General features: G+C 41.6%; 10 protein-coding genes and 1 pseudogene. All 11 read left to right on the top strand.

The genetic code is table 11. From position 1 onward, the window contains the following. The first annotated feature begins 5 nt into the window (after nucleotides 1-5). The 11 genes and pseudogenes from N667_RS0110090 to N667_RS18565 all read left to right on the top strand — a co-directional run bounded on the left by N667_RS0110090 (nucleotide 6) and on the right by N667_RS18565 (nucleotide 13175). Nucleotides 6-347, top strand: coding sequence for a ribosomal-processing cysteine protease Prp (locus tag N667_RS0110090; protein ID WP_027409452.1), 342 nt, complete (start codon nucleotides 6-8; stop codon nucleotides 345-347). Nucleotides 348-352: 5 nt separating this feature from the next. Then, nucleotides 353-643, top strand: a complete 291-nt coding sequence (gene rpmA, locus N667_RS0110085) for a 50S ribosomal protein L27 (RefSeq protein WP_027409451.1) — start codon at nucleotides 353-355, stop codon at nucleotides 641-643. Between the two features lie 202 nt (nucleotides 644-845). Next, nucleotides 846-1385: a sporulation initiation phosphotransferase B gene (locus tag N667_RS0110080; RefSeq protein WP_027409450.1), complete on the top strand. Its 540-nt coding sequence runs from the start codon at nucleotides 846-848 to the stop codon at nucleotides 1383-1385. Between the two features lie 29 nt (nucleotides 1386-1414). After that, on the top strand, nucleotides 1415-2701 hold the full coding sequence (obgE, locus tag N667_RS0110075) for a GTPase ObgE (RefSeq protein WP_027409449.1): 1287 nt from the start codon (nucleotides 1415-1417) through the stop codon (nucleotides 2699-2701). A gap of 21 nt (nucleotides 2702-2722) precedes the next feature. Beyond that, nucleotides 2723-3166, top strand: coding sequence for an ACT domain-containing protein (locus N667_RS0110070; protein ID WP_027409448.1), 444 nt, complete (start codon nucleotides 2723-2725; stop codon nucleotides 3164-3166). 20 nt (nucleotides 3167-3186) lie between these two features. Next, nucleotides 3187-4035: a prephenate dehydratase gene (gene pheA / locus N667_RS0110065; protein WP_027409447.1), complete on the top strand. Its 849-nt coding sequence runs from the start codon at nucleotides 3187-3189 to the stop codon at nucleotides 4033-4035. Between the two features lie 215 nt (nucleotides 4036-4250). Next, complete coding sequence (locus N667_RS18575) at nucleotides 4251-9878, top strand: DNRLRE domain-containing protein (RefSeq protein ID WP_232223955.1); 5628 nt, start codon at nucleotides 4251-4253, stop codon at nucleotides 9876-9878. Between the two features lie 567 nt (nucleotides 9879-10445). Then, nucleotides 10446-10736 carry a hypothetical protein gene (locus N667_RS0110050; RefSeq protein ID WP_027409446.1) on the top strand — a complete coding sequence of 97 codons (291 nt, stop codon included), beginning with the start codon at nucleotides 10446-10448 and terminating at the stop codon, nucleotides 10734-10736. A gap of 293 nt (nucleotides 10737-11029) precedes the next feature. Next, nucleotides 11030-11473: pseudogene (locus N667_RS0110045) on the top strand (RHS repeat-associated core domain-containing protein); the annotation flags it as partial. A gap of 358 nt (nucleotides 11474-11831) precedes the next feature. Further along, a complete protein-coding gene (locus N667_RS20185; RefSeq protein ID WP_084279108.1) occupies nucleotides 11832-12452 on the top strand; it encodes an RHS repeat-associated core domain-containing protein in 621 nt (206 codons plus the stop codon). Between the two features lie 273 nt (nucleotides 12453-12725). Further along, nucleotides 12726-13175: a DUF5071 domain-containing protein gene (locus tag N667_RS18565; protein WP_051530025.1), complete on the top strand. Its 450-nt coding sequence runs from the start codon at nucleotides 12726-12728 to the stop codon at nucleotides 13173-13175. Nucleotides 13176-13963: the final 788 nt, after the last annotated feature.

The raw sequence follows: 13963 nt of genomic DNA, 5'->3' as shown, positions 1-13963 counted from the left end.
CGACGATGATAAACGTAGAGATTGAACGCACAGACGAAGGAAAAGTTAAAGGCTTTACGATGAGCGGTCATGCTCATTTCGCAAAGCGCGGACAAGATATCGTTTGTGCTGGGGCATCAGCGGTTTCGTTCGGGACGCTCAATGCCATTATGGCATTGACGAACGTCAAGCCGCATATCACCCAAGGAGAAAAAGGCGGCTATCTTCGCTGCGAACTTCCTGCCATCGAGGATGCTCGCGCCGATGAGAACGTACAGCTTCTCCTTGAAGCGATGCTCGTTTCCTTACAAACGATTGAGAAAGATTACGGAAAATATATCCGCATTGTTGATAAAAACAGGAGGTGACACTCATGTTAAGACTTGATCTTCAGTTTTTCGCATCGAAAAAAGGGGTAGGTTCGACAAAGAACGGCCGTGACTCTATCGCAAAGCGTCTTGGCGCTAAACGTGCAGACGGCCAATTCGTAACAGGCGGTTCGATCCTTTACCGTCAACGCGGCACAAAAATTTATCCAGGTGTAAACGTGGGCCGCGGCGGCGACGATACGCTTTATGCGAAAGTGGACGGCATCGTTCGTTTCGAGCGTTACGGCCGCGATCGCAAAAAAGTGAGCGTATACCCTGTAACACAAGAAGCATAATGAACGTTGGAAAACTCTAACCGCTTTTGGTTAGGGTTTTCTTTTTGCCTAGATTCTAACATTGAAACTTTAGCATGGAAAAAGCGTGACTCTCTCTTTGGGTTCATTGGGCGAAGAACGCTGTTGTTTATGTTTCGCTACTAGCTGTTTTAGTTGCCATTTGGTATAATTTAGCTAAAAATGATGAGTAGGGGCGCCACTAATGGAGAAACGATGGAGTGTATTAGATGCATTGCGCCATTCCCGCCATGACTGGCTGAATAAAATCCAGCTCATAAAAGGGAATTTGGCGCTCAATAAATTAGAGCGAGTGAATGAAATCATTGAAGAAATTGTCCGCGACATGCAGCATGAGACGAAGCTGACGAATTTAAGGGCTCGACGATTTGCCGAAATGTTAATGACATATAACTGGGAAGCGCGAAAAGTTTCAGTTACATATGAAGTGCTTGGCGATGGCTGCGATTTGTCGGCGCACGATAAGGAATTGACAGAATGGTGCGCTGCCTTATTACAAGAGATCGAGTATCAAGCGGATATGAACGGTGAAAATCATTTAGACATTTCAATTGAGGCTTCTGCTGAAAGCGCGCGGTTGTTTTTTGACTACAGTGGCACAATAAAGGATGGAACTGCGCTTGCTGATTGGCTTAAGCAGCATCAGCGCGGACACGCGATATGCATGGATCATTTCTCAATACATAGCAATGAAATGACTGTCGTTATCAACATTTGTGCCTAAGCATCAAAGAAGAGATCGGAGGAAAAAGCATGTTTGTCGATCAAGTGAAGATTTACGTCAAAGGCGGTGACGGCGGGAACGGAATGGTCGCGTTCCGCCGCGAAAAATATGTGCCAAAAGGAGGACCGGCGGGCGGCGATGGCGGCAAAGGCGGCGATGTGGTGTTTGTCGTCGATGAAGGATTGCGCACGCTAATGGACTTCCGCTATCAGCGCCATTTTAAAGCGGCAAAAGGCGAAAATGGCATGTCGAAAAACCAGCACGGAAAAAACGCGGAAGATTTAGTTGTCAAAGTGCCGCCGGGAACGGTGGTCATGGATGCGGAAACAAAGCAAGTGCTCGCCGATTTGACGGAAAACGGCCAGCGCTTTGTCGTCGCCAAAGGCGGCCGCGGCGGCAGAGGAAATACACGTTTTGCCACTCCGGCCAATCCGGCTCCGGAAATTGCCGAAAACGGCGAGCCAGGCGAGGAGCGCGATGTGATTCTTGAGCTGAAACTGCTCGCTGATGTCGGACTCGTTGGCTTCCCAAGCGTTGGCAAATCGACACTTCTTTCCGTTGTTTCCGCCGCCAAGCCGAAAATCGCTGATTACCATTTTACGACGCTTGTCCCGAACTTAGGAGTGGTGGAAACGGAAGACGGCCGCAGCTTTGTGATGGCCGATTTGCCGGGATTGATTGAAGGGGCGCATCAAGGTGTGGGACTTGGACACCAATTTTTGCGCCATATCGAACGGACGCGCGTCATTGTTCATATCATTGACATGGCGGCCGTTGAGGGGCGCGACCCGTACGAAGACTATGTGGTCATCAACGAAGAGTTAAAACAGTACAACTTGCGTCTCACCGAGCGGCCGCAAATCGTTGTCGCTAATAAAATGGACATGCCAAACGCAGAAGAGAATTTAAAAGCTTTTAAAGAAAAACTGCCAGAAGACGTGCCGATTTTCCCAATTTCTGCGATTACAAGGCAAGGCTTGCGCGATTTATTGTTTGCCATCGCTGATCTTTTAGAGACGACGCCAGAGTTTCCGCTTCATGAAGTCGAGGAGCCAGCCGTGCAGCGCGTCGTCTATAAGCTCGAAAAAGAAGAACCGGCGTTTACAATTACCCGAGACAGCGATGGAACGTTTATTGTATCAGGGGAAAAAATCGAAAAGTTATTCAAGATGACCGATTTCTCTCGCGACGAATCGGTGCGCCGCTTCGCTCGGCAGCTGCGTTCGCTTGGCGTCGATGAGGCGTTGCGGGAGCGCGGGGCGAAAGACGGCGACATTGTGAAATTGCTCGATTACGAATTTGAATTTATTGACTAAGGAAGCGGAGGATGCGTTCCGGTGGATAAGAAATTTTATCTTGTGCGGGAGGATGTGCTGCCGGAAGCGATGCGGAAAGTATTGCAGGCGAAAGAGCTGTTGGAGCGGAAAAAAGCCGATTCGGTGGCGGAAGCGGTGCAGCTTGTCGATGTGAGCCGCAGCGTGTTTTACAAATACCGCGATGCGATCTTTCCGTTTCAGGCGGTCGTGAAAGAAAGCATCGTGACGTTATTTTTTCATTTAGAAGATCGCTCCGGCACGTTGTCAAAGCTATTAGGCGTTGTGGCGGCAGCCGGCTGCAACGTCCTGACCATTAATCAAACGATTCCGCTGCAAGGCCGTGCCAACGTCACTTTAACAATCAGCACAAGCGGCATGACGGAAGACATTGAGGAGTTTCTTGCGAAATTGCGCCGTCTCGAATTTGTAGAAAAAGTAGAAATTGTCGGGTCGGGTGCGTATTAGAACCAAGGGAGAGGCGAATGATGAAAATTGGCTATTTAGGACCGAAAGCGACATTCACCGATTTAGCGGTGACGACGATGTTCCCTGATGCACAAAAGCAAGCGTATGATACGATTCCTGAATGCATCGACGCTGTCGATAGCGGCGAAGTAGAACTTGCGGTCGTCCCGCTTGAGAATGCGTTAGAAGGGTCGGTCAACTTAACGATCGACTATCTAATTCACGAACAGCCGCTGCCGATCGTCGGCGAAATTATCGCGCCGATTCAGCAGCATTTAATGGTGCATCCGTATCATGCGCATGCATGGAATGATGTAAAAGAAATTTATTCACATTCCCATGCGATCGCGCAATGCCATAAATTTTTGCATCAAAACTTTAAAAAAGCGAAATATGTATATATGACGTCAACGAGCGCCGCTGCCAAATTCGTCAGCCAACATCCGCATCTCCCAATTGCGGCGATCGCCAACCGCTTGGCAGCGGAAGAATACGGATTGACAATCGTACGTGAAAACATTCACGACTATGACTATAATCATACGAGATTCATTGTCGTCCGCAAACAAAATGAAGAATTGTTGCTGCGCTCGCCGCTGTATGCGGGCGATAAGACGACGCTCATGATCGCTCTTCCGAAAGATCAAGCCGGCGCCTTGCATCAAGTGCTGTCCGCCTTCGCGTGGCGCCGTCTGAACTTAACGAAAATTGAATCCCGTCCCGCAAAGACGGGGCTAGGAAACTACTTTTTCATCATCGACATCGATCAAAAAATGGATGACATTCTCATCCCAGGAGCCATTGCCGAACTTGAGGCGCTCGACTGCACCGTGCAAGTATTGGGAAGTTATCCGTATTATATTATTTAGAACACCCCCAGCTGCAAAAAATGCGGCTGGGGGATTTTTTTATTCTCAATCATTAATGAAGGCTGTTAAATTAGCTTCATTTTACTACCAGGGATATCCATTGAATCAAATTTTTATTAATTTACATTATTTGGATTATTCTAAACGTTTATATCGTGTTGCTATAATTTTATTGTCATCCGGATGATAAAAAATTATGAAGGGAAGGAAATAGGGTGATAGGAAAATGGTTATTTAATTATTATCGCTATATTGCTATTATTCTTTCATTTTGCTTAATTTTTAGTTTCGTTGTTCCACCATTTGCACAAGCTGCTTTTGGAAAAGCTGACCGGACAATGTCAAAAAAGCAAAATATTGAAGCAAAAATCGGTGACCTTCCTGCAAAACGCCCAAAATCAAAATTGGAATTAGAGAGCAAACGAACAGAGTATTCGACAAGGTACTTAAATCCGGATGGGAGCTTTACTGAAGAGATATATCTACAACCTCAATTCTACCAAGATCCTCATGATAAGAAGTGGAAAAAAATTAATAACAACTTAAAACAAAGTAAAACTAATACGTTTGAAAATACAGCCAATTCCTTCAAAGTAACATTCGCAGAGCAATCTAATCAAGCTGAACTTGTTTCTGTAGAGGAAAACGATAAAAGCCTTTCACTTATTCCATTAAATGAAAAAAATGTACAAGGTATTGTAAAGAATAATGAAATTACTTATAAGGGATTGTTTGAACAAACAGATGTGCGATACCGTATTCAAGGAAATGCGGTCAAAGAAGATATTATCCTTAACAATAAACCTTCTGACAATGCCTTTACTTTTGAGATCAAACTAAAAGGAGTAAAGGCCGTTGCTAAAAAAGACGGAACGATCGTTTTTGAAGACGCAAAAGGGAATCCTAAGTGGTACTTTGAAAAGCCATATATGTTCGATGCGAACCACAAGTATTCTGATCAAGTTGCATTTCATTTGCGTCAAAAAGACGGAAAAACTTATGTAGATGTTATAGCGGATGAAAGTTTTTTACAAGATCCAGACATAACATACCCAGTGACGATTGATCCTACGATTAATGATTGGGATGTTTTACGGGACAATTTTATTGCAAGCAATTTTCCAGATTCAGTTTACTCGAGTAACACATACATGGATACAGGGTATAACAGTTATTTCGGAACGACTCGTGCTTTAGTGAGATTTTACCTTCCGAGTCTTCCGAGTGATAGCGTAATTTCCAATGCGACATTTAATGCATACCAAACAAATGCTGATGGTCAACAAGTGTCCATTGATTTATATCGGATCATAAGTAACTGGTCTTCTTCTGTTACTTGGAATAATCAACCTTCTATTCGAAGTACAAAAGAATCAACAACAACAAACAATACAGCCAATGCGTACTGGAGCTGGGACATCACTCAGTTAGTCAAAGACTGGTACAATGGCATTCAGCCAAACTACGGACTAATGTTAAAACAGCAAAACGAATCGTCTTCTCCATATCGCACATTTAATACGGTAAACAACAGTGTTAATACTCCACGTATCACGATTAACTATTGGGTAGAGCCAATCGGCCAAGAATCTTTCTGGACGACCACTAAAGATGGGGTGAATCCAGCAAACGGGAACCTTGTTTTACAAACAACGGATCTTGCTATTTCTGGTCTGGGTGAAGATGTTGAAGTTACGAGAACATACAATAGCCGAAAGTCCGGCTCGAATGGGATGTTTGGTTATGGATGGATGTCTAATGTCGAAATGAACATTTGGGATGCAGGCAGTGGGCCAGTTACGTTTGTTGATGGAGATAATACTCGTCATATTTTTGGTGAAAAAGTTGGCGGGGGATACGAAGCTGCTGGTGGTGTCTATCTCGATCTAATCAAGAATGGGGACGGCACTTATACAATAACCAAAACCGATGGTACGAAACTTTATTTCAATACAAATGGCAAACTTTCTCGCATGGTCGATACAAATGGGAACACGACTACATTTAATTATAATGCAAACGGAAAATTAGCTTCAATTACAGATGCATCAGCAAGAACGACAACGATTGCCTATGGAACAAACGGATATGTATCGAGTATCACCGACCCAGCAAACAGAACCATCTCTTATGAGTATGATGCTTCCGGCAACCTAACCAAAGTTACGGATGCTCAAGGAAATGCGACCATTTTTACGTATGATTCAGATCATAATCTAACAAGTATTAAAAATGCTCGAAATATTACGACGACAATTGGTTATGATACATCCGACCGTGTAACGAGCATTGAACGCCCTATTACGATTAACGGCGCACTTACAAATAGTACCACAAATTATTCATATGACAAAACCAATGGTGTTACGTCGGTCACAGATGGCGAAGGGAGACGGGTAGATTATACCTACAACGCTAACGGCAATATTATTCAAATCACAGAAAATCCTTTAGATGCTCAAAACAAGGCTGTGACAACATTTGATTATGATAATAACAATAATTTAACCCGAGTAGTGGAACCAAATGAAAATAAGGCGAATGGAACCGCAGCGTTCATTTATCAATATGACGAAAAAGGAAATATTGTCAGCGTTCAATTGCCAGAAAATCAGTCGGCACAATATACGTATGATTTGCAAAATAATCTTATCAAAGAGCAGGATTTCAACAGCAACGTCAGCACATTTGATTATGATCAAAATAACAATCAAACCGAAGCGATCGATCCTTATACACAATCAGTTTCACAGCGATACGATAATCTGGGAAATTTGCAGTATTCGACGCATCCAATGTCTACAGCCGATAACTTGGTAAGTAACTCTAGCTTCGAGTTCGATAATAATGCGGATAATTGGCCAGACAACTGGACAAAGGCCGTAGAATCAGGGAAAACTGCTACATTCAGTTGGACGACAACAAGCAAATTTGGGAATAAAGCGATCAGTATTTCGAATTCGACCGGATGGGCGATTGTCAGTTCTGATAAGCAGCCGTATGATGGTGGAATTTATGTGGCAAGCGGTTATGTAAAAACATCGTCCATGTCTGCGCAGGCCCTTATAAAAGTTGAATATTTTGATGCACAAGGAAACTGGTTAAATCAAAAAATTTCTTATGGGTTGGCAGGAACGAACGACTGGACCCGGCTTCATGTCGTCGCGGATAATGCTCCATCGGGAACTCAGACCATTCGAGTATCTGTCGGTGTAAACGCCGGTTCTGGAACTGCTTATTTCGATGGGATCCAATTAGAGAAAGGAACGGTTGTCAGCGCCTATAATCTTGTAGATAATTCCAGCTTCGAGCGAGATATCAATAGTGATGGAATTCCTGACAGTTGGACAACAAGCGGCAACTTATCAGCAAATGATGGACTAGATACAACAGTTGCGAATATATATGTCGGAAGCAAGTCATTTAAAATCACGGGAGAGTCTGGGAAAAATAAATATATTAAACAACGGATTAATATTTCTGGCGACAGCAACACTAAACTTACGTTGTCTGGATGGTCCAAACAGGAAGGAGCCAATCCAAACGGCGGTTACTATAGCTTGCAAGTAGCAATCCACTATACGAATGGTACAACCGATTGGGGTTATGCAAACGACTTTGATAAGGCGAAGACTGACTGGCAACATGTTGCCGCGGAAGTAAAACCGAAACAGGCCTTCGATTACATTGACGTGTATTATTACTATTATAATCAAACGGGCACAGCATGGTTTGATGCAATGCGTCTAGAAGTAGGAGCTTCTCTGACGTCGTACACGTATGATGCAAAGAAAAACTACGTCACCAAAGTCACCGATCCGGCAGGAAATACGGTTTCGTACACATACGATGCTATCGGAAACCAAACGAGCGTCACAGATGGAAAAGGAAAAACGACTTCTTACGAATATAACAACAATAACCAATTAACCAAAGTCACCGACCCAAACGGAAATGTGACTACCTATGGTTACGACGGTGCGGGCAATCGAACATCGGTCACTAATGCAAAGAATTATACAACTAACTATACGTATAATGAATGGAACCAAATCTCTAGTTTCAAGAACCCGTTAAATCAAACGACATCCTTTGCTTATGATAAAAACGGCAATCTTACAGGGGTTACGTATGCAAACGGGGATCGCGTATCCTATAGCTACAACGCACTGAACCGACTCATTGCCGTTGCTTACAACGGGACAACAAAATGGACGTTCAATTACGATGCCAATGGCAACGTGACGTCGGTGACGGATGCCACTGGAAATGCAACCACGTACACATACGATAAAAACAATCGTCTCACTCGCATCAGCAAAGGATCATCGAACGCCATTGCCTACGGTTATGACGATAATGGAAATGTTACATCGACATCCATTACGGCTGGTACAACGACTGATACGATCGGATACAGCTATAATCCATTGGACCAGTTAGTCGTCTTGTCAAGAAACAGCGCGAATTTAGCGAGATTTACGTACGATGAGCGCGGAAATATTTCGTCCATCATCCATGCCAATGGAACTTATACCGCTTATGAATATAACGATGCCAATCAGCTAAAATCATTGAAAAATTTCGATGCCAACGGAAATGTTTTAAACTACTTCCTCTACAGTTACGATGCTAATGGCAATATTACAGCTGTAGAAACAAAAGATGGAACGATGACGTATGAGTATGATGCATTGAATCAGCTGACAAAGGAAACACTAGCGGATGGAACAACGATTACGTACGAATACGATGCGGTTGGCAACCGGACGAAGAAAATCGTCAACAATGGAACAACTACGACGACTACGTACACGTATGACGCCGCCGACCAACTAACAGCCGTTAACGGACAGGCATACACATATGACGTGAACGGGAATTTAACGAACAACGGCAACAAGACGTTTGTGTATGATGACGAAAACCGTCTCATTCAAGTAAAAAACGCATCCGGCACTACGATCGCAACCTATACGTATGACCATCAAGGAAGACGCATCAGCAAAACAACATCAAGCGGCACGACTTACTATCACTACGATGGCGACTCGATTCGTCTGTTGTATGAAACAGACGCCAACAACAACATCGCAGCGGAATATACGTGGGACGCATTGGGCCGCCCGGTCACGATGACGAAAGGCGGAGCCACTTACTACTATCATGTGAACGGCCATGGAGATGTCGTGGCATTGACGGATGCAAGCGGAAATATCGTCGCGCAATACGAGTATGACGCATGGGGCAACACACTGTCCAAAACCGGTACACTGGCAACAGCGAACCCATACCGCTATGCCGGGTATTATTACGATGAGGAAACAGGGCTATACTACCTAATGGCGCGGTATTATGATGCGAATATGGGGCGGTTTATTACAAGAGATACGTTCCATGGGTTTGAAAATGAGCCGCAAAGTTTGAATCAGTATGCGTATACGAAAAATAATCCAGTAATGTATGTGGATCCGAGTGGGCATATCTCATTGAAGACAGTTGCAAATTCAATTAAATCTTTAGCAGTCAAAGTTGGTGCTGCCACTGTATTTTGGGCTATTCAGACACTTTATGATGGTCTTATGACTTATTTTTGGGGACATCCATCCCAGCTAGATATAGGACTTTTTTGGATGAAAACGGTCATTACTGGTCAAGCTCTATTGATATCTTCATTTTATGGACCATGGACAGCGGGAATAGTAACTACTGTTGCAAGTCTTGCTTCGGATGCTATGGCACGATTTATTAAATCTTATAGCACGACAATTAAAAAAAGGAAGAAAAGTAAGTCTGCTATATCAAAAGAGCTTACACAACTGACTTACAACTACTTTTTCTGAGACTATTTTCTAAAAAAATATCGCCTTTAACAAAAGCATTCTATGGGAATCGTTTTATAAAAAATCCTTATAATAAGATTGGTGATATGAATTGAGGATGTATGTTGAAATTTTGCTTTTAGGTACCATGATTTTTTTATTCGAATTTTTGAAGGATAAGAAGAACTGGAAGAGGGATCTGAAAAGATTAGTTTATTTTGTTATCGTTGTATCCTTCATTAATTTTATCTTAAACTTAATTCTCGATTCGATAGGATAGCCTTATTTTGAAGGTGTAGATTATTGGCATAAGCAAGTCCCTAAAAGGAAGTGGAAAAAGATAATCCGTTTCTCTCCATTTCCTTCTTGTTATTTTTTGGTGATTTTTCAAAAGTAGCTGGCGTATATCGACCAGCTCTGCAATATTGCAGAATGCAATCAAATAACAGTCAACACATTATCAAAGGTATTAACGATCTGTACTTTTGTATAAAACAGATATTGGGTTGGACTCGGATTTTGACTAACTCTTTGTACCTGGTTGCCGCAAGAGTTTTAGGCAATGGGGTTCTCTGAAAGGAGGACTATATGAACTATTATATAGGCATGTCTTTTATTATTTTGTTGTTAATATTAGGGGGAAGTTATTATGTTTATAAAGGGATAAAATATTCTTCAAAAGAACGGGATTTAGACCAGCGTAAGGGAGGCTATGTAGTAGCGGGGAACGGGTGGTTGGATGAGTTCATTAGGTATGTGATGCCGTTTATGCCAGTATGGTTCGGTAAAATTTTTTATATGGTATTTGGTTTTATTATTATAATAATGGGTGTCTGTTTTCTTTACTTTTTTGTTACCGATTTGCTAGCTACCCTCTAATGTCTATTAAACAAAAGAAATTATAAAGACGACGTAATGGCGTCAGACTGTTTAAAAACTCATTATTTACTAGGCATGGGGTGTGAACAGTCCCATGCCCCTCTTAATGTATGTTTTAAAATGAAAGGAATAATTTATTGAGCATTAGAAAATAATCTAAAAAGGCCGCTTAGTATTGAAAATCGAATATAAGCTGTCTGTGATGATACCGGTTTAAAACCGGTGCGCTCGCATCGGCGAACCCATACCGTTATGCCGGGTATTATTACGATGAGGAAACCGGGTTATACTACCTAATGGCACGGTATTATGAGGCGAATGTGGGGCGGTTTATTACAAGAGATACGTTCCATGGGTTTGAAAATGAGCCGCAAAGTTTGAATCAGTATGCGTATACGAAAAATAATCCGGTGATGTATATTGACTCAAGTGGGCATTTAAGAATAATAGGAGTAAACTTGGCAGGCTCAATTTTTAATTTTGCTATCGGCGCAGCCGTTGATGGTGGTACTGGTGCAATTCAAGCCTTTATTATTAAAAAAGGAAAAGAGGCAGCGAAAAGGCTGTTTTATAAAACCGTAGTGTCCCGTCTACAAGCTTGGGGAGCAAATAAATTAGCTTGGATTGTAGGCTTTGCAGTGGGGGTTGCACTTGATTATTTAGATATAGGTACAATGATTGCAAAGGAAATTGACAAGCGGGATAAACATCCTAAAAACGGGTGGATTGATATTTAATGAAAAATTGGATGAAATCTATTACTTTATTTATATGGGGGACTCTTTTTCTATATCTAGTCAATTTCTTTGGTATACCTAAAAACATTTACTATTTTCTAATAGGTGTTCCTTTTGCTACCGGGATTGGTTTACTCATTATATTTCTTTTTGAAAAAAGTGACGATACAAACAAAAAATAATTATATTATTCGTGGCGCTGGTTGATCGTTGGGACGGATACCTGTCACTTGTCAAATAGAATGTAGAATCCCCCAGCCGCAAAAAATGCGGCTGGGGGTGTTTTATAGGATGAGTATCTGTCACTTAGTTTATTGGATAGAGCAGATGCCAACAACAACATTGTAGCGGAATATACGTGGGACGATTGGGCCGCCCGGCCACGATGACGAAAGGCGGAGCCACTTACTACTATCATGTGAACGGCCATGGAGATGTCGTCGCATTGACGGATGCAAGCGGAAATGTCGTCGCGCAATACGAGTATGACGCATGGGGCAACATTCTGTCTAAAACCGGCGCGCTGGCAACAGCGAACCCATACCGTTATGCCGGGTATTATTACGATGAGGAAACCGGACTATACTACCTGATGGCGCGTTATTATGATGCGAATATGGGGCGATTCTTGACAAGAGATACGTTCCATGGGTCTGAAAATGAGCCGCTTAGTATAAATCAATATGTTTACACTAAAAATAATTATGTTATATATGCGGATATAAATGGTCACTTCGCTTTGCTTTTAGTTCCATTAGCAGGTGTATCAATTTCATGGTTAACAGCAGCCGCTGCTGAGGCAACCGCAATAGTGATTGCACATGTTGCAGCAAATGAGATAGTCAGTGTTTTAGAACGTAAATTTAACGTATCCCCCGAGAAGTCTCCCACCTTTAAGCGAAGTGTAGGTGGGAGAGGTTCATTAGGAAAAACCCAACAGTTATCTATCGTACTGGAAGTGGAAACGGCACTAATTTAACTCCAAGACCAAAAGATGTTAGTGGGCTATCCTATACTACAGTAAAGCCTTTATCTGGACCATATACAGCAACTACTATTGAGGCCATTAATGCAACAGGAAAACTAGTAGCAATAAAAGATGGTAAAACTCATGTGTCAGTGAGACCAGTAAATATGAAGAAAATGCAGGGATGGATAAACTCAAGGGAAAATGCTAATACTAGACCACATGAATATACAAAATTATTGCAGGCCCTTTCTGTGAAAGTTAAATAGTAGGAGATGAATTTTAATGGAACTTAGCGAAGTTAAAAGATTGATGAAAAACTTGAGTTGGAATATGCCCAAAGAAGTTCAACTATCTGCAATAAGGGAGTTAACAACAATTGATGATGAATACACTCCTTTGTTAATACAAGATACCGAGAAGCATTGTTGGGAGAATGCGGTTAAAGTTTTAAATAAAATTGGATACCCACGAAATAGGCTGGCGATACCCTACTTAATAGAGTTAATGCAAGATATGAATTGGCCTGGTGTCCCTACAGCGATAGAGATATTGAAGAGTATAGATAAAAGTGTGATAGTTCCACATATAGAGGCTTCGCTAATAAAAGCAGCTGAGGATGACGATCGCATGTGGATAGGGGGAATTCAGAGACTTATAGATATATTACAAATTTCTGAATCAGACTTTCATGATAAGGAAGTATATAAGTTATTAAAATTATCGGATTGGTAAGTCAAGAAATTAAGGACGGATGCCTGTCAATTGTCGAATATCATGTAGAATCCCTCTAGCTGTGTGAAATGCAGCGGGGGTTTTATATTTATGAAGAGTCCTTTATTTCCGAATAGAGTGTAGAGGGAATTTTGTACCGTTTTCTCTATTGTTACGATGGTTCAAGTCTAAAATTCCCTTTGATAGACAACATGGATCTGATGACTTGATGTATGATTTTTCCCTAAGTTTTGATGTTTTGGATCCACTATTAATTCTATCAAAGGAGAAAGCAACATGGCTCTTTTTTTATTTCTCTGTTTACGCAATTATACGAACTTAACTCATGTAGTTAAATTATTCTATAAAAATAATTATTAAGTGATTTTTATCTGGATAAAAATATAATATTAATAATAACATCCATGTTAATTGATGGGGATATGTGTATATAATTCCAATAATAAAAAAGTTATTGACTATTCAATAAATAATTTATATATATTATACAGATATATGAAAAATACCTTTATTTAACCATAAAAGGAAGGGGGAATGGGATACGACGTGTAGGTTTTTCATTCAATTTATAAGTTTACTTTATTCTAATAACTAGCGAGGTGATATCATATGAGGAAAAGGAAAGCTAAATGGTATTCATTTATTTCTTATTTACTCGCTTTTACAATGACATTTTCGACACTGACTCCTTTCGCAAAGGCTGAGGAGAACACACCTTCAGCGATGAACGCTTCTTCAACAGAAACAACAGGAGACAGTGCAGCATCGACTGCTAATGATGAGAACTC

The organism is Anoxybacillus tepidamans PS2, from assembly GCF_000620165.1.
Taxonomy (GTDB): Bacteria; Bacillota; Bacilli; order Bacillales; family Anoxybacillaceae; genus Anoxybacteroides; species Anoxybacteroides tepidamans_A.
The sequence above is the reverse complement of the archived record's forward strand: the minus strand, read 5'-3'. Positions and strand labels throughout refer to the sequence as shown.